Source organism: Rhodopirellula europaea 6C (assembly GCF_000338295.1).
Classification (GTDB): domain Bacteria; phylum Planctomycetota; class Planctomycetia; order Pirellulales; family Pirellulaceae; genus Rhodopirellula; species Rhodopirellula europaea.
The window spans coordinates 1-16,458 of the sequence record NZ_ANMO01000099.1; the positions used below are offsets into that span (position 1 = coordinate 1).

The 16,458-nt window shown below is 57.1% G+C and carries 16 protein-coding genes; 8 read left to right on the plus strand and 8 right to left on the minus strand.

The window, feature by feature from the left end:
• A partial coding sequence (locus RE6C_RS09585; RefSeq protein ID WP_039961701.1) for a cytoskeleton assembly control protein occupies positions 1-1,262 on the minus strand: 1,262 nt, incomplete at its 3' end.
• A gap of 321 nt (positions 1,263-1,583) precedes the next feature.
• Here RE6C_RS09585 and RE6C_RS09590 point away from each other — a divergent pair.
• From RE6C_RS09590 to RE6C_RS09595, 3 genes are all read left to right on the plus strand, one after another.
• Positions 1,584-3,389: a sensor histidine kinase gene (locus RE6C_RS09590; RefSeq protein WP_008656058.1), complete on the plus strand. Its 1,806-nt coding sequence runs from the start codon at positions 1,584-1,586 to the stop codon at positions 3,387-3,389.
• 154 nt (positions 3,390-3,543) lie between these two features.
• Entirely contained in the window at positions 3,544-3,762 is a 219-nt protein-coding gene (locus tag RE6C_RS30190) for a DUF1584 domain-containing protein (RefSeq protein ID WP_008656059.1), read from the plus strand.
• 11 nt (positions 3,763-3,773) lie between these two features.
• Entirely contained in the window at positions 3,774-4,523 is a 750-nt protein-coding gene (locus RE6C_RS09595; protein WP_037252888.1) for a hypothetical protein, read from the plus strand.
• Here RE6C_RS09595 and RE6C_RS09600 read toward each other — a convergent pair whose 3' ends face one another.
• The 5 genes from RE6C_RS09600 to scpB all read right to left on the minus strand — a co-directional run bounded on the left by RE6C_RS09600 (position 4,524) and on the right by scpB (position 10,300).
• Positions 4,524-4,883 carry a competence type IV pilus major pilin ComGC gene (locus tag RE6C_RS09600; RefSeq protein ID WP_008656063.1) on the minus strand — a complete coding sequence of 120 codons (360 nt, stop codon included), beginning with the start codon at positions 4,881-4,883 and terminating at the stop codon, positions 4,524-4,526.
• Positions 4,880-6,043, minus strand: a complete 1,164-nt coding sequence (locus RE6C_RS09605; protein WP_008656064.1) for a type II secretion system F family protein — start codon at positions 6,041-6,043, stop codon at positions 4,880-4,882. Before RE6C_RS09605 ends, RE6C_RS09600 begins: the two co-directional genes overlap by 4 nt.
• An 89-nt stretch (positions 6,044-6,132) precedes the next feature.
• Positions 6,133-7,896 carry a GspE/PulE family protein gene (locus RE6C_RS09610; protein WP_008656065.1) on the minus strand — a complete coding sequence of 588 codons (1,764 nt, stop codon included), beginning with the start codon at positions 7,894-7,896 and terminating at the stop codon, positions 6,133-6,135.
• 72 nt (positions 7,897-7,968) lie between these two features.
• Positions 7,969-8,364, minus strand: coding sequence for a response regulator (locus RE6C_RS09615; protein ID WP_007325583.1), 396 nt, complete (start codon positions 8,362-8,364; stop codon positions 7,969-7,971).
• A 493-nt stretch (positions 8,365-8,857) separates the two neighbouring features.
• Entirely contained in the window at positions 8,858-10,300 is a 1,443-nt protein-coding gene (gene scpB, locus RE6C_RS09625) for an SMC-Scp complex subunit ScpB (RefSeq protein WP_008656072.1), read from the minus strand.
• Positions 10,301-10,397: 97 nt separating this feature from the next.
• Here scpB and RE6C_RS09630 point away from each other — a divergent pair, with 97 nt between their 5' ends.
• The 3 genes from RE6C_RS09630 to RE6C_RS09640 all read left to right on the plus strand — a co-directional run bounded on the left by RE6C_RS09630 (position 10,398) and on the right by RE6C_RS09640 (position 13,651).
• A complete protein-coding gene (locus tag RE6C_RS09630) occupies positions 10,398-11,171 on the plus strand; it encodes a hypothetical protein (RefSeq protein WP_008656073.1) in 774 nt (257 codons plus the stop codon).
• Positions 11,168-12,364 (plus strand): cysteine desulfurase family protein, encoded by a 1,197-nt coding sequence (locus tag RE6C_RS09635; RefSeq protein WP_008656074.1) that lies wholly within the window; start codon positions 11,168-11,170, stop codon positions 12,362-12,364. Before RE6C_RS09630 ends, RE6C_RS09635 begins: the two co-directional genes overlap by 4 nt.
• A gap of 78 nt (positions 12,365-12,442) precedes the next feature.
• Complete coding sequence (locus RE6C_RS09640; RefSeq protein ID WP_236618073.1) at positions 12,443-13,651, plus strand: helix-turn-helix domain-containing protein; 1,209 nt, start codon at positions 12,443-12,445, stop codon at positions 13,649-13,651.
• A gap of 99 nt (positions 13,652-13,750) precedes the next feature.
• On the opposite strand, the gene RE6C_RS09645 is transcribed toward RE6C_RS09640, so the two are convergent.
• Together RE6C_RS09645 and RE6C_RS09650 are read right to left on the minus strand one after the other, a co-directional pair.
• Positions 13,751-14,557 carry a DUF1444 domain-containing protein gene (locus RE6C_RS09645; protein WP_008656077.1) on the minus strand — a complete coding sequence of 269 codons (807 nt, stop codon included), beginning with the start codon at positions 14,555-14,557 and terminating at the stop codon, positions 13,751-13,753.
• Positions 14,558-14,565: 8 nt separating this feature from the next.
• The gene (locus RE6C_RS09650; protein WP_008656078.1) at positions 14,566-15,819 is read right to left on the minus strand and encodes a prenyltransferase/squalene oxidase repeat-containing protein; all 1,254 of its coding nucleotides are present in this window, start codon (positions 15,817-15,819) and stop codon (positions 14,566-14,568) included.
• A gap of 73 nt (positions 15,820-15,892) precedes the next feature.
• Here RE6C_RS09650 and RE6C_RS09655 point away from each other — a divergent pair, with 73 nt between their 5' ends.
• Both RE6C_RS09655 and RE6C_RS09660 read left to right on the plus strand, forming a co-directional pair.
• Positions 15,893-16,132 (plus strand): hypothetical protein, encoded by a 240-nt coding sequence (locus RE6C_RS09655; RefSeq protein ID WP_008656080.1) that lies wholly within the window; start codon positions 15,893-15,895, stop codon positions 16,130-16,132.
• Positions 16,133-16,144: 12 nt separating this feature from the next.
• Positions 16,145-16,402 carry a hypothetical protein gene (locus tag RE6C_RS09660; protein WP_007333356.1) on the plus strand — a complete coding sequence of 86 codons (258 nt, stop codon included), beginning with the start codon at positions 16,145-16,147 and terminating at the stop codon, positions 16,400-16,402.
• Positions 16,403-16,458: the final 56 nt, after the last annotated feature.

Genomic DNA, 16,458 nt, shown 5'->3' on the forward strand with positions numbered 1-16,458 from the left:
GCCAGTTTCTGATTGCCTTGGCCAAACAAATCGTCGATGGCCGATTCCGATGTATCTTCGGCTGGTGGGTCACCGAACAAGTCGTCCAGTCCACCACCATCGGCAGGAGCCTCTTCGGTAGGTGCGGCATCATCGAACAGTCCGTCCAGACCGCCTTCTTCTGGCATGGCTTGTTCGGCGGGAGCTTCTGCTTCACCACCAAACAAATCGCCAAAGCCGTCGTCTGCAGGCTGTTCGGCGGGCATGTCGGCAGGTGCTTCGGCTTCGCCACCAAACAGGTCGCCAAAGCCATCGTCGGCAGGCGTTTCCGCTGGTGCTTCTGGCATCACGGGATCCGCAGGTGCAGCGTCGCCGCCAAACAAATCGTCGACGGATTGAGTTTCAGGAGTTTGCACATCCGGTGTGGCAGGCTCAGCTGGCATTTCAGCTTCACCACCGAACAGATCGCCAAAGGCGTCTTCCGCGGGGGCTTCCTCAACCGGTGCTTCCTCGGCTGGCATGTCGAAGCCCGGAGCTTCTTCGGCAGGTTCATCTTGTGGGAACGGGTTGTCCTCAGCGGGGAACAAGTCGGTGGCTGGTTCTTCTACCGCAGGCTCTTCATTGGCAGGTTCTTCCGCGACAGGTTCTTCGACAGCGGGTTCTTCCATCACAGGCTCTTCCACGGCGGGCTCTTCAGCCGGTGGCTCGACGACCGGTGCTTCTTCAGCAGGTTCTTCGATCGGCATGGGGTCTTCGGCTTCCGCGTTGGCGGCTGGATCGGCTTGAGGCTCGTTCGCAGGCTGCTCGACTTCTGGTTCAGCGGGAACAGGCGGAGCAACTGGCGTGGAATCTTCCGCTGGCATGGCGGGAGCTTCCATGATTTCGCCTTCGATCACGTGACCTTCGGCCATGGGGACGACGGTCGATTCACCGTGGTGGATTGGTTGTTCGATGATGATGCCTTCGCTCATCGGAGCGACGATGGAACCGCAGCATGCATCCGAAGCAACGGGTGCTGGGACGATTTCAACGCTGCCGCAGCAGGTCGGGGCCGGTTCGCAGCTGACTGGTGCTGGTTCGCAGCAAACTGGTTCCGGAGTAGGAACGCAGCAGACGGGCTCCGGAGCGGTGCAGCAGGTGTCCGTTGCAATTTCACAGCAGTCGGCATTTTTGCTGTGAATTCGCTTCAAGAGCCATCCGGCCGAAGCGGGACTGACGCTCAAAATGGCGATCATGCAGACCACCAACGTCCACTGCAGTGCGAGGCGAAGGGAACGATTCATCGTATTCTCAGAGTCAGAAGGCGGGAAAACAAGAGGCGAAGTGTGATCGGATGGGATCGTAAGTTAGTCTCGCATCCTAGTTGTGCCCGGAGGGGCAAACAAGCATTTCTGCTGCGATTAACGGACCATTCTCCGTGCCCTCCGAGTCAAGGAATGACAAAAAAACGGTTGAAACGACTGGCTTCGAGCACGAAACGCACAATTCGTCTCGTCGCAGCCTTCTGTTTTAGGCAAAATGGGGCTTTCCCATCCGACTCTTCTCCGTCTGGCGGAACCGGTTTAGACCGTTCTGACCGAATCGGGGTTCTGCCCTGGAAACTCATGCTGAGGTTCATCCAAAGCCTGTTCTCATCGATGAGCCTGGAACGCAAATGCTTGCTGTTCTTTGGCTCGGCGCTGGTCGTGCTGATGTGCGGAGCGTTTTGCATGGTGTTTCTGCTCGCCGACCGCTGGGTCAGCAGCACGACTCAGCAGCAAGCGCGAGACGCGGCGGCGACAGAAATGATGCTGATCCACGCCGCGGCGACCTACACGGAACACTTGCCTGAGAACAAACTCGAGATGACTCGGCAAAAGATCGCCGACCTTCGTTCGCAGTTGCTCAGCCAGGACATCGAGTTTGACATCCTGGGGCTCGACGATCCGCAACCGTTTGAAAACCTACCCGCACTGACCGCGCCGACGGAACCGAGCGAACTGAAACTGCTTCAAGAACTCGAACCTCAATTCCGAGCTCGCTTGGAACGATTGCTGTCCGGCGATCCAATCGACCTGAGCAAAGCCGTCGACTTGGCCGACGATGCGGCGATGAGCCGAATCGGTCCCGCGAACCGGCCCGTCTTCAAAGAGCTTGGTCCCACGAACGGTCGCTACGTCTACTACGAACCAGTCTTCATGACGTATGACTGCGTTCCGTGCCATGTCCCAAGTGGCGAAATCATTTCGCTTTCCAAGGACGAAGACCCCGCCAAGCTGGCCGCTCAACTGCCTTACCGAGTCAAACGGGTCAGCATGCCCGATGACAAGATTGTCAAAGACATGACGGGCATTCGAGCCATCGTGGTTTCCATCGCGATGTTCATCGTGGCGGTGACACTGTTCGTGCTGCACGCGATCGTTCGTTACTTGGTGCTGCAACCCCTGCTGCACTTGCGTGATGTCAGCGACGCGATCACGCATGGTGACACCAACCAACGTGCGAACATCTCAACCGACGACGAGTTCCGTGAATTGGCCGATGCTTTCAACCGAATGCTTCGTCACTTGACCGAAACACAGACTCAATTGCAAAGCGTCAACCGAGAACTCGACGCGAGGGTCGATCAGTTCGCTCAGTTGAACTTGCAGCTCTACGAAGCCAACCGTTTAAAGACGGACTTCTTGGCCAACATGAGTCATGAACTTCGCACGCCGCTGAACAGCATCATCGGATTCTCTGAGGTTCTGCAAGGCATCGACTCACTGTCGGAAAAGCAACGGCGATACGCATCGAACATCCAAAAGAGTGGACGCCTGTTGTTGGAAATGATCAATGACATCTTGGACCTTGCGAAAGTGGAAGCGGGCAAGATGGAAGTCCGCCGGAGCGAGTTCCAACTGTCGCGATTGGTTGGTGCTCAGTGCGACATGATCCAGTCATTGTCCGAAGACAAGAACATCTCGCTGTCCGTGGAAGTGCCTGATGACTTGCCCGTGGCGTACCAAGACCCCAACAAGCTCGGACAGATCCTCAACAACCTGCTCAGCAACGCGATCAAGTTCACTCCCGAGGGCGGCATGATCACGGTTCGTGTGGTCGATCTGCACGACGATCGCTTCCGACTTTCAGTGACGGACACTGGGGTAGGTGTGGCCGACGAAGATCAGCCGATCATCTTCCAAAAATTCCGGCAGAGCAAAAAGGTGCTCGATGGTGACGGCCTGACACGTGAATTTGCTGGCACGGGACTGGGACTGTCGATTGTCAAAGAACTCGCTGTTCTCCTGGGCGGAGAAATCGACTTCCAGAGCGAACTGGGGCGAGGAAGCACCTTTTGGGTGATCCTTCCGTACCGCCTCAGCGACCACGAGATGGAAGAAAACGAAGTTCCGATCAGCAACTTGGCTGCGGTACCGCATTCGGCGTGACCCCAAAACGCGAACTTCCGCGCATGCCTTTGCGTCATTGAAATTTGCGTTTCGCCGGGTTTGAACTCGACGCATTCGCGCAAAGCCCGCAGCGTAACGCCTCATCGCCGACTCCGCGGTGATAAACTAAGCAAGGCGTGAACAACAAATGACAATGTTAGCGGTACGGCGCAAGCCACCCGGCGAGGAACCGGAGGGCTCGCGCACTTCCGCTACGTCGCTTGTTGTTCACCCGTTCCTAACCAGTGGCGAAAACGAGAGTGATCCACCGACCGCCGAGGAAGAACGGTTGCGACTGGCCGAGGTCATCGGCAACGGCTACAACGGAACGATCTTTTCCCTGGCGTTCATCCGTCAACCATCTTTTCATTGAGTGAAAACGACATGAGTGATTACGGCACATTCGGCGACGAATATTACGTGAACATGAATCTGTCCACCGAAATGGAGTTGCCGCAAGGTCGCGAATCAGTCCTGCACTACTTTGAACAGGTCCAGCGTCGTTATCCGAAGATGGCGAATTTCTATGCGCGTGAAAAAGACGAGTACGTGCTGGAAGAAGAAAAAGAAAAAGACAGCGGGTCGTATCGCTGGGTGTCGGTTGAACCCAAACGAGTCAACAGCGGCATGGTCAGCCCAACGACTTACGAAGATGCCTGCGAGCAACACCGTGCCGTTCTGGAATTGGTGCCGTACGAATTGTCCGTCAGCCCGTTGGACTGCGAAGCGTTGACCGTGATGCTCGGTTTCGACTTTGTTTGCAAAGGCAACCACAACGAGATCGTGACCGAAGCGATCGGCATCGCACCCGGCTTAGAAAAATTCACGCAGTTGCCCTATGGCAAATTGCTTTCCAATGAACCCGTGGTTCAGTTCGCTTTGGACGAAGACTGCAAGACCCAGTGCCGGATCAGCTTTGAATCTCGAACGGGTGCGTTTCAGATTCGAACCGGTGAGTTCACCGAAGAACAGCTCAGCGTTTACATGATGGTCCGACGCTACGATTCCCTGGGTGCCAAGGAAAACTACGCGGACGAGTTCACGCGACTGTCTCAGCTATGCCGCGATTTGGTCGACGAGTATTTGATCGACAGCGTCCTGCGTCCTCTGCAGACCGCGATTTCAATTCGCTGATCATTTGCCATGGGTGGGGCAAACGACCTCTCCACGATCTAGGCCGTAGGCGTTCCCGGACGTCGGGCAGGTCGGCAGGTTCACGCCGGTGTAGTCTTCATCGGCCAGCTCACGAAGCGTCCGCCCGGGCGCACGCCCGTTTTCGTGCTCGTACAACTCAACGTCGCGTTGCAGCATCGACCGGGTGCCTTCGCATGCTCGCGACTTCGCGGTCTCGCCGTGTGTTTGCACAAACGCCAATCCAGTCATTGCGAACATCGTCGCGATCGTGAGTGCCACGATGATCTCGAGGATGCTGAATGCGCCACGTCGCGAACAACGACGAGGCGATGCTTTGATTGCAAGTGAGTCACGCATCATTCGAGAACTTCAAACATGTGGAACATCGGCGTGTAAATCGACAGCACCATGCCGCCGATCATGATTGCCAACGAAATCGTAAGGATGGGCTCGAGCATTCCCACGGAAGCTTCGATCCGAGACTCCAATCGTTCGCGCAAGTGATCGCAGGTGCCTGAAAGCGAACGAGCGAACTCGCCCGATTGCTCGCCCACACCGATCAGCTGGCACAACGTTGGCGGAAAGAAACGTTCGTACCTCCCAAGCTCGACACTCAGCTTCTCACCACGGCGCACTCCGTGGTTAATATCTTCAATAGCACTTCGGACGCATCGATTCTTCACGCATGTCGATGCGACTTCGATCGCCTCGATGGGCTTGTAGCCACACTGAACCATTGCCGAGGTGGCTTCAATAAACTGCAACACAGCGGCATCGCGAAGCCATGGTCCCACGACGGGAATGCGTAGGAACACTGCGTCCATCTTGGCAGCGATTCGTGGATTGCGACGACCGCAGATCCACAGAACGATTGCGACAAATCCCAAAGGAAACGCGAGCAAGCCTTTGGTCAGCATGAACCGGCTCAGCCCCGTGACGAACTGGGTCACCGGCGGCAGATCCACACCACTGGCCGTGTAAACGGTTTCAAACTCGGGCACGACGACCACGCACATGAAGATCATCAAACCCAAACCCGCCACACTGATCAGGATGGGATAGCTGATCTTTTTGAAAATTCGTTTTCGCAGTGCAACCTTGCGTTCGACTTGCTCACAGACTCGCAGGAGAGCCATTTCCAATGAGCCGCTTCGTTCGCCCAATCGGACTTGCTGGACTTGCATCTTGTTGAACGTTCTTGGATAGCGAGCCATTGCGTCGCTGATGGATCCACCCGCCATGATGGTGCTTCGCATCCGCATCAACACGCTGCTGTACTTGCGGTTGGAATTGTCCATCGCGAGCGATCCGAGTGCCTTTGGCAACGTCAAGCCGTTTTGAAGCAACATCAGCAACAGCCGCATCAGCTGCGCCAATGGCACCGGAGGAATACGAGTCGACTCGCATCCTTTTGGAACACCTCGCTTGGGACCTCCCACCTCGATTGAATTGAGCTTTCGCAAAAAGCCCATCACACCGCCGGAGGAGGTCGCGTTGGTTGTGCTAGCAGGGAATGACATTGGGTTGCACCAAGGCAGAGAACAAAAACAAAATTCGATTGCGTCGCCGCGATCGGATCAGCGACGGAGGAGTTGCGACGAACGGGAAACTAGGCGATAGCACTCGGAACGGGTTGATCGACCGATCGTCGCCCACCGACCATCGACGTTGAATTGTTGCTGCGACGGTCGCCACTGGTCTTGAAATACACTTCTTCGAGTGATGTCTTGCCCGCGATGGCGGCTTCCAAACCGGCGCGACGAAGTGGCACCATGCCGGCTGCGTGAGCCATCTCTTCGAGTTGCGAATTCGGCACGCCGGCTTCAATTGCGGCGGTGATGTCTGAATTGAGTGGCATGATTTCGAAGATCGGCACGCGACCGGCGAAACCGGTCCCGAGACATCGTTTGCAACCGGCACCGCGAACAAACGTGGTGTCTCGCGGCACGTGATGCTCAGGATCGAGAGCGTCCAACAGATTCAAGTTGGCGGGCGCGTCGACTTTGCAGTTTTCGCAAACACAGCGAAGCAATCGCTGAGCCACGCTGCCCAACAACGAACCGGCGATCTTGAAGTTGTCGACGCCGAGGTCGGCCAATCGCTGCACCGCACCAACGGCATCGTTGGTGTGCAACGTGCTGATCACCAAGTGCCCTGTCAGAGCGGCTTGGACCGCGGTGGTCGCCGTTTCGCAATCGCGAATTTCACCCAACATGATCACGTCAGGGTCTTGTCGCATGATGTACTTCAGTGCGTTGGCGAATCCCATTCCGAATTCGTTGTCGCTTTGAACTTGGTTGATTCCCGGCAAGCGATATTCCACCGGGTCTTCGACCGTAACGATATTGCGATCATCGTCGTTGAGGTGCTGCAGAGCGGCGTACAACGTCGTGCTCTTACCACTACCTGTTGGCCCCGTGACCACAAACATTCCGTGCGGTTTGTCGATCACTCGACGAATCGTTTCGTAGTCACGTTGAGGCATTCCGATGCCGGCCAAGTCGAATGTTTGCCCACCTTCATCAAGCAGACGCAGCACCAACTTTTGTCCGTCGACGGTTGGGATGCCGCTGATACGAAAGCCCACTCGTTTGCCGTTTTCATACACCGTCAGGTGACCATCTTGCGGACGACGATTTTCGGTCGTGTCCATGTCACCCATGACCTTGATACGGCTGATAACGGAATCCTCGATGTGGTTGGGGATCGTCATCACGACCTGCAATTCGCCATCGACTCGATAGCGAACCCGCATCTCGGGTTTGTGTGGTTCGAGGTGAATGTCGCTGGCGCCGGCTGACACGGCACCTGAAAGAATCGCTTGAACCAGCTTGACCACCGGCGCGTCTTCTTGGCTGACCGCGGACATTGCCAGTTCATCTTCTTCGGTGACTTCACCCGACTCTTCCATCTCGGCAAACTTCATGTCGACAATGGTTTGACGAGCAAAAGCACGATCGTCGTAGATGCGGTTGAGCAAATCGCGAACGTCGTCTTCCAGGGCCACGACGGGCCGGATTTTGTAGCCGGTCATCAACTCGGCTTCGGCAATGGTTTCGATATCGTCGGGCGCGACCATCGCGAGCGTCAGCATTCGGTCGCTAACGTCAATCGCCACGGAGGCTTGTGATCGAGCGAAGTCTTCGGGCAGCAGACGTGCGACTTGTGGATTGACGCTGGAGAAATCGATGTCGACGAACGGCACCGAAAACTGTTCTGACAACGCAGCACCCAACTGCGCATTGCTGATTAGTGATTGCCGCACCAACCAATCACCAATCATCACTCCGCGTGGTTTTCCCGCGAAGGCAGCGTCCATTTGTTCGTTGGTCAGAATGTTCAATTCGACCAAAATGTCGCCAATGCGTTTCATCGTGCGAGTCCGTCGTGAAGACTAAGAAATGGAATGGAAGTGAAGCGGTGGGTGAGTAACAACGTCAACTGATCAAACGGTTTCTGCATGAGAAGGCAACAAACGTTGAACCTTCTCTTCGAGCACGGTCGGATCAAATGGAGTGATCAAGTAGTCCTGAGCCCCGGCCAAGTAAGCTCGCCGGACCATTTCCAGACTGGGGTCGAGCGAGAACACAAGTGCGGGGACTTGGTCGGCTTTGAATTCCAAACGCAATTCGGTCAGCCATTCCAACCCGTCGCCTTCGGGCAACTTGGTATCCAGGATCAGCAAATCGATTGGCTCGTGACGCAAGCGATCGAGCGCTTCGGCACCGCTGCTGACAACTTCCAAGCGATATCCCAGCAGTTCCAAACGGAACGTTGCGAGCTCGGCCAAAACCAGCTCGGGCTCGACCATCAGAAGTTTGGCTTGATTGGTTTCAAACATGGATTCACGCAAGGATTGCGATACAAAAGGACAGCTACCGTTTGAAAGGTAGGTCACCAATTGCACGATGTTGAAAAAACACCTCATCCGGCTTGTGAATGCCGCGTCCACACATCAGCAACCCGCGTGCAGCGACATGACTATCCGCGCAAACGTCAGCACCGTTGCAATCGGATTCGTTGACGGCTGCCAGCTAGGCATCGCGCCAAAGCAAACGCATCGATGGAAGCGTCACGCGTCACGATTGTGCTGATGAACATGCAAGCCGAACGTGGCGGCTACAGAAGAGAGCTTCTCACGCTGCATCAGCGAATGAAGTGGAACGCACAGAGACCGCGCGTCACCGCGGTGCGTTCAAGATTGCAGATGCGTTGAAGATCGCATGTAGAAACGACAAGAACCGTCGACGTTATCCGCCAGACGGTTCAGGCCAACTGGACAGGTCCATTCGAGACCGGACGAGTCCATCAAAGAGAGGTTGCTTCGAAGACGATCAGTCTTCCCACTCTTCTTCCTCTTCATCGAGGTCGTCTTCTTCATCTTCGTCATCCCAATCTTCGTCGGCTTCATCGTCGTCGACTTCTTCCCAGTCGTCGGTGCCGTCGAGATCGTCGTCGTCATCATCGGAGTCGTCTAGGTCTTCATCGTCGTCGTCTTCATCCTCGTCCTCGTCATCGTCTTCGTCGTCGCTGTCCTCGTCGTCGTCATCCCAGTCGTCGTCGTCGAAGTCATCATCTTCGTCGTCGTCGAGCTCGTAGCCGTTCTCATACAGATCGTCTTCTTCGTCTTCGATCACAGCCGAAGGATCGTTCGACGATGCAGCATCCGCGTCGGATGCGGGTGCATCCAAAACGGCCACGGCACCGGACTGATCGGCGTCGAGAGAAGCGGTGAATTCAGTGGCGAGAGTTTCGATCGCGGCGACACTCACGTCAGACTCCTTGGTGGGGTGCAAATGCTCGGTTTCTGAAGGATTCGTATCCGAAGTTTCAGAGTCCGAAGATTCACGGCGAGGATGGGATTCAGTTTGAGAGGGATCTCTCGAGTTCAATTCGTCGGCAATGTTTTCAACCTCGCCGTCGGCAGATTGAGAAACATCATCGCAGGATGCGTGCCAGTCAATCGGCGGAAGCGACTTTATCGATGCCAATCCGCAGATTTTTAAAAAACGTTTGGTGGTCCCGTAAAGGTAGGGCCGCCCAAGCTCTTCACTGCGACCGCTGATCCGGACCAAATCCAGTTGCATCAACTGTCGCAGAATTTCTCCGCACGCGACACCACGCACGGCTTCAACATCCGCTCGCGTGACGTCTTGGCGGTAGGCCACCACGGCGAGCGTTTCCATCATCGGCCAACTCAACCGGATCGCTGGAGCCAAAAAACCAAGTCGGCGCAGCCATGGTGCCACGACCGACCGCGTCATCATCCGCTGGCCGCCGGCGACCTGTTCAATCCGGATCCCACGTCCCAAACGCTCATAGAGTTCGTTCAGTTCCCCGACCAGCGTCCGCGCGGAGGTCGCATCTTCCACATCGGCGAGCGCCGCCAAACGTCGGTAATTCAGCGGAGATTTCGCGATCAGCAGCACCGCTTCGATCCTCGCTCGAGCCGCCGCACGGTCCTCGGGGTCAAAGGATTCCCCGGTGTCCGAGCCGGTCGATTCGCGACCGTCGACGGGCTCATCGGTTTGTGTTGAATCGATTCCCGACGTCGCCACATCATCCGAACCGACCACCTGATGTGGGTTGCCGTGGTTGGATTGCGAGCCCGTTGAGAGCGAATTGGCCGCCAACAGGCGATTTCGGGCCGCCGAGGAACGCTGCTCCGGCGTCAGTTGCCCCTGCGTCGGAGCCGACCAAAATTCCGCCACCGAGGCCGGTCGCATCGCGTTGGCAATCGTCCGACCGCTTGCCCAAGGTGTGGCGTACCCATTCATCTTTGTTACGCTTGGAAAAAAGGGGCTTCGGGACGAACGATGACGAGTCGCGAACCTACCAAACCGTTTGTTTGACGTCTGCCGGGATATTTCAACGATGTCAGCGACCTCCGCCACGCCGTCCTCAGGCTCCTCCGCCGCCCAATCGCCCCAGTCCAAGCGGCCGCGAAAGCGTCTTGCGACCGGCTACCGAATCCTGCTGATTTCGCTTTCTTCGTTGATTGTCGCCGGACTGCTGTTCGTCGCGATCCGGATGTTTGGCTACGTGGAAGGAACCGAGTTCGCCCCCAAACACTTCCAAACCCGCCGGTTTTCGTTTTACGAAATCCCGCTGGTCCATTGGCAAATCACGCCGATCCGCCGAGTCAGCACGACCCCCGAGACGGCTCGATACCTCACTCAATCGAAGACATTGGTCATGCCCAACAGCGTCCCAACTCGGTGGGATCTGGTTGAAATCAAGCACGGTGTGCAGTCGCTCGAGCCGCGAGATCCTGCGTTGCTGGTCGATCATCTTCGTTTGATGGAGGACGGGACCGCGGTTTGGAAGCAGTGGAGCAAGAAAAATCCCAAGCTCGCCAAACAGTTCTGGCCCACGATCGACAAATTGGCCGATCGCGAGCTTTACATCCTGATCCCGCGATTGATGGAATTGACACGTGATGTAGAGGATGTCGCCACCTTGAAAACCGTCGTGGCGGATTACTTGGCGGAAGAATACGTCAGCCTGATCCGCGACATGCGAGACGCCGAGCGGGATGAATTGGCCGATGCGTTGCTCGCCGAAGCTCTCGAAGAATCGCCCAACAACCCCGAACTGCAATCCTTGAAGAAAGATCGCCAAACAGCCGATCCTGTTGGACAAACATGATCTATCTCGACAACAACGCGACGACCGCCATCGATCCCGCGGTCGCTCGTGTTTTGGCAGAGGCTTTCTCGCAAACGCCCGCCAACGCGTCCAGCCAACACCGTCTCGGCCAGCAAACTCGGTCCCGCCTGGAAGCCGCGACGGATCTGATCGGCCGTTGCCTGGGAAGCGACCTGTCCCGCGTCCACGCGCCGCGGTTGCTGATCACCAGCGGTGGCACCGAATCAAACAACCTGGCCATCTCGGGATTGGGCGAGCCCGACGGTGCAATCGTGATCAGCCGAATCGAACACCCCAGCGTCCTCGCCGCCGCTGCCGCCGAAGACCAATCCGGTCGCCAGGTGGACTGGGTCGATGTCGATGCCAACGGAGTCATCCTGCTGGAATCCCTGCGAAGCACGCTGGATCGCCTCACCGAATCAGGCAAGTCACCGGAACGGGTCTCGGTCGTTTCGATCATGTCCGCCAACAACGAAACCGGCGTGATCCAGCCAATCCAAGCCGCCGCCGACGTCTGCCGCGAATTTGGCGTTCCACTGCATGTCGATGCGACTCAGTCGATTGGAAAGGTCCCGGTCGACCTGACCGCCTGGGGAGTCACCGCCGCGACGATCACACCACACAAGCTGCATGGGCCCACGGGAGTCGGATTTCTGTGGCTGGATGCCGGCGTGGACGTTCGGGCCGCTCTGCGTGGCGGCGAGCAGCAATTGGGGACGCGTCCGGGCACGGAACCCGTCGCTCTCGTCATCGCCGCCGCCGAAGCCATCCGCCTCGCATGTGAGCAGCAACCCAGCGCGGCCGAGCACATGACGGCGTTGCGGGACAAGCTGGAATCCGAGCTGGTCCGTCGACACCCAACCTGCGTGATTCATGGCGAGCGGGCCCCACGTTTGCCATCAACGACGTGTTTGTCGCTGCCGGGTGCCGATCGGCAAAGTCTGCTGATGTCGCTGGATATCGCCGGGGTGGCCTGCAGCAGCGGATCGGCGTGCAGCAGCGGAAGCAGCCCGCCCAGCCACGTTCTGCTGGCGATGGGAGCGTCCAAAGCACTGGTTGATTCGGCGTTGCGGTTCAGCGTTTCGCGGTTTTCCACGGCAGCCGAAATTGACCGGGCGATTGAGCTGATTTCTCGCCAATTTTCGAAGGCAAAAGGCTTTTCAACTGTGGATAACTCGGTTGAAAAAGGATAGCGGTGAACGACTGTTCCATTTAGAGTGGAGCTGGGTGATCAGATTCGGCCGGACGCACGGAATCGAATCGGATCCTGTTTGACCGCCTCACGCGTCATCCCTTCGTGTTCCACTCGTTCACTGCCATTTGCTGTGGTCGCTTCGCCTCCCAACGTCAATTCCTTCGCGCTCGAACGTCCGTCGCTTCGTCGACGCCGTCGCGATAGCGAAGTCGTTCGGCCGATCATCCCGCTGTTTTATTGCGGTGATGAGAATCGGTTGGCGGGCTACGTTTGCGAAAACCCCATCGAGACATTGCTGGAAATCTCCCGGCCAATGTTGCTGGTCGGCCAACCGGGCACCGGCAAGACCGCTCTCGCGTTGCACCTCTCCAAACGGATGAGCATCAGCAACGTTTGGGAAGCGATGGAAATGGACAAAGACACCGAGCAAGGTGGACCGTCCGGTGTGACCTCGCGTGTCCTTTCCAGCCGAGTCCTCTACCAACCGGCAATCGACTTCGCTCGCGAATTTGCATCTTCGATTGATTCGAAGGACATGCCTCGTTTTCGTGAAAAGCTGGACACGGTCCCGATCCTGGTCCTGGATGATTTGCATCTGATTGCCGACAAAGGACCCGCTCAAGAAGAACTGGCCCAACGTTTGGAAGCTCGCGACGCGGAAGGGCGTTTGACGATCGTCACGTGTCGACGATTGCCGTCGGAAGTTCGCGGGCTGCGACCGGCGTTGGTCAGCCGTACGCTTCCTGGCCTGACGGTGACGCTGCATCCGCCCGCTGGCGATACACGACGCACGATCCTTCGCGAATTGATGCTGGCTCATTTGCCCGATGTCGAACCGGAGGCACTGTCATTGCTCGATGCGGGATTGCCGGCGGAATCGACCGTTCGCGCTTTTGAATCGGCGATCAAGCAAGTTGCGTTGTGGTGCCGGATGCACGAACAACCGATTTGCGCCGATGCGGTCCAGTCGGCAATCGAAACCGCGGGCGGCACACAATCGATTTCGATCAAAGCGATCACCACCGCCGTGGCTCGGCAATTGGGAGTGAAGTCGGCCGACATGCGAAGCGGGTCTCGACGCCAAAACATCGTTCGCGCCCGTTCGCTGGCAATGTGGTTGGCCCGCCGACTGACCGAAGACAGCCTAACTCAAATTGGCGATGCCTTCGGCGGCCGAGATCACTCGACGGTCTTGCACGCGATTCGCAAAATTGACGGGTCGCTCGACGACGATGTTCTGCTGCGACGATCCGCTGATCAAATCATGGAAAAGCTTTCCAACTGATCGAGTCGCTGGACTCGCCTGGATGCCCGTACGATGGATTTCCAAATCCGTCGGTACAAACAGCTTTCGACGGACTTGGAAGTCCATCGTACCCGAAGCCTAACCGTGAATTGGCCAGATCGATTCGGCGGTGATGCGGAACGTTTGCTCCGACAACGGATGCGATTGGCGGCGGGAATCTTCCGCGACCGTCCGAGCCAACTGCTCTCGCAAATCGGCGGGAAGCTGAGCTGACCAAGCGATCAAGAAATCTCGATTGGGCACTCCCACGATCGCGGCGGGCTCCATGTTCGGATCATCCGACTCGTCGCTCAATTCCTGAATCAAACGTTCGCGAATTTGCGGCAACAAGACTCGTGCGGCGTCGTACCCATCGCCGGACTGAATCGCGATGAACTTGGGCGGTCCTTCGACGACACCCATGGGACACTCCAACGAATCGGCCAGCAAGTTTTCCTTTGCGACTTCGATTAGATCCACCACCGATTGGCCCCAACGCTCGGCATCCTCGGGACGAATGTAGGCATACCCGTGAGGCGAATCGACCACGACGCTGCTGGTCACGTCACTGGCGAAGGGGAACGTGATCGCTTTGCGTAACGCCTCGATGTCACTGCGGCATAACTGCACGCGCAATCGAGGTTTGGCCTCTTCCCAGGTCTCGGGCAACACCTTGTCGGCAGTCCGGACCATTTCCAGCATTCGCTCGAACGTGACGCGAACGGTTTCCTCCAATTCTTCATCGGTGAAACCTGCCTGCTGATGTTGGGCCAGCAAATTCGAAAGCCCAAACTGCAACTCGCCGCAGGTGAGCACACCGAGTTCCTCCCCCGCCCGAAACCCTTCGGTGGGAAAGTGACGTTTCAATATTTCGAGCACGCGCTGACTGAACGATTCCAAATCCATCGTCAGCCTCAGCGTTGGTAGATCGGGAGAAACCCACGATCGATCTGCAGCATGATCAGGTTGCACGCGGTCACATAGACCGGATGAATTTGGCCCTCCCACGATCCGTCTGGCTTTTGTTCCGCTGCGATTCGGTCATACAACCGATCGCGGAACGGCAACCACAATTCGTCGCCTTGCCGATAAACGACTTGGCTGTAGTACAGATACGTGTAGTGCCAGTGTCCAAACGCACGAGCCCCGTTGTTGATGTCGTGCAGCGTTTCTTTGCTGTACTTCAACATGTCCGGCACATGTTCGCTGTCGTAGTCACCGGCGTTGTACAAAGCCGCCAAAGCCGCCGCGGTGATTGCCGGACGACTGCTGCCGGTTTGCCGACTGCTGTAACTGATGCCGCCATCGGGATTCTTGCAGCGATAGATGTATTCCTTTGCTTTGTCGATCACTTCGCCACTGACCGGAATCCCCGCGTTGCGACATCCGCGTAGACCTTGGACCTGCGTGATCGTCGTGCTGCCTTCGTCGAAGTCATTGCCTTCTTTGGCCGACACATAACCCCAACCTCCGGCCTCAGTTTGGGCATTGCCGCTGAACTCAACCGCTTTGGCCAACACATCGACCAGTTCTTCGCGGCGATCGAGCAACCCTTCCTCGCCAAGAACCTGAGACAGAAACAGCATCGAGAAGCCGTGCCCGTAGGTGTATCGCGAATCGGTTTGGGGATCGCCGATCAGGCCATTGCTTCGCGACTTGCTGATCAGGAAATCCGATGCCCGAGCGATTTGGCGAGCGTAGGGTCCCTGGGTCGTCGTGCTGCCGCTGCCGATCAGAGCCGTGCCTGACAAAGCCGCCATGGCCGTCGGGTAGACGGTGGTGTTCCACTGGCCGCGAGACGATTGCTTGCTGCTGAGCCACTCCAGGCCGCGCTGAATGGCCTCTTCCCACTTGGCTCGGCCAGCGGCGTGAGCCGGGCGTGCGGAGGCGGTTCCGGCGGCAATCGCGGCTCCTCCAGCCAAACCGGCTCGCAAAAATCGGCGTCGATCAATCATGTTGGACATCAATGTCTTACCCGTGTGGTTCGTGTGCATGCTCCCATTGTGCCCCATCGTCGACCGTGCGTCACGCCGGATTCGTTTCTCGCGTGGAACTCGCGTGACACTCCTGGGGACAATTGGAACCCCACCGCCGGGAAACTCTCCCGAACCTTTTTCTCGAATCATGTCAAGGTTTTCCGGTTCTTCCGCCGATAACGATTCTGTCACCGATTTCAGGCAGACGGGCTCTCGTTGCGTGAGCCGTTCGGTCCGAAAACCTTACGCGTTGGGGCGTACAACGATGGAAAACAAGATGAACACGCAGTGGATCACACGCGGAACGATCGGCACTTTGGCTTTCGCAGCCCTGTTGGCGACCAATACCGGATGCCAGGTTTCGCTCAACGGCCAAACCCTTCCGAGCCCACACTATTTGCAGGATGATGTGCAGTACTTCCCGGCCGGTCCGGAGTTCAAACTGTCCCGCGAAGCAGCCGCATTGCAAGCGGCTCGTGCGGAAGAAAAACGAAACCAACGCTAAGCAGGCTCGCCCATGGCTCCCAATCGCACGTCGCACCAAGAAAAGATCATCCGGAACTATTATCAGAACCGGGATGCCATTGGATTGCAGAAAGCTCAAGAAGCCGTTACGGAGCTTTACTTGAGCGAGGGAAAGAAACGGGCGACCGTCTGGAAGCGTTTGTGCAGCCACCTGGAAAAGGTCGGTGTCCCCGAAGCTCGCATCGAAGAACTGCGTGAATCGGACGATCCCGCCGCCGTGGCCGCTCTGCTGGAAAAGATCGCCAAATAAAGGTCGCCAAATAGCGTTCCCGCTGGCCGACCTCACTCGGCCGAGGCATTGTGCCT

Bases quoted from the DNA above. Each gene is read 5' to 3' on its own strand.
- RE6C_RS09590 (WP_008656058.1), top strand. From the start codon at position 1,584: ATGCTGAGGTTCATCCAAAGCCTGTTCTCATCGATGAGCCTGGAACGC.
- RE6C_RS30190 (WP_008656059.1), top strand. From the start codon at position 3,544: ATGTTAGCGGTACGGCGCAAGCCACCCGGCGAGGAACCGGAGGGCTCG.
- RE6C_RS09595 (WP_037252888.1), top strand. From the start codon at position 3,774: ATGAGTGATTACGGCACATTCGGCGACGAATATTACGTGAACATGAAT.
- RE6C_RS09600 (WP_008656063.1), bottom strand. From the start codon at position 4,883: ATGATGCGTGACTCACTTGCAATCAAAGCATCGCCTCGTCGTTGTTCG.
- RE6C_RS09605 (WP_008656064.1), bottom strand. From the start codon at position 6,043: ATGTCATTCCCTGCTAGCACAACCAACGCGACCTCCTCCGGCGGTGTG.
- RE6C_RS09610 (WP_008656065.1), bottom strand. From the start codon at position 7,896: ATGAAACGCATTGGCGACATTTTGGTCGAATTGAACATTCTGACCAAC.
- RE6C_RS09615 (WP_007325583.1), bottom strand. From the start codon at position 8,364: ATGTTTGAAACCAATCAAGCCAAACTTCTGATGGTCGAGCCCGAGCTG.
- scpB (WP_008656072.1), bottom strand. From the start codon at position 10,300: ATGAATGGGTACGCCACACCTTGGGCAAGCGGTCGGACGATTGCCAAC.
- RE6C_RS09630 (WP_008656073.1), top strand. From the start codon at position 10,398: ATGTCAGCGACCTCCGCCACGCCGTCCTCAGGCTCCTCCGCCGCCCAA.
- RE6C_RS09635 (WP_008656074.1), top strand. From the start codon at position 11,168: ATGATCTATCTCGACAACAACGCGACGACCGCCATCGATCCCGCGGTC.
- RE6C_RS09645 (WP_008656077.1), bottom strand. From the start codon at position 14,557: ATGGATTTGGAATCGTTCAGTCAGCGCGTGCTCGAAATATTGAAACGT.
- RE6C_RS09655 (WP_008656080.1), top strand. From the start codon at position 15,893: ATGGAAAACAAGATGAACACGCAGTGGATCACACGCGGAACGATCGGC.
- RE6C_RS09660 (WP_007333356.1), top strand. From the start codon at position 16,145: ATGGCTCCCAATCGCACGTCGCACCAAGAAAAGATCATCCGGAACTAT.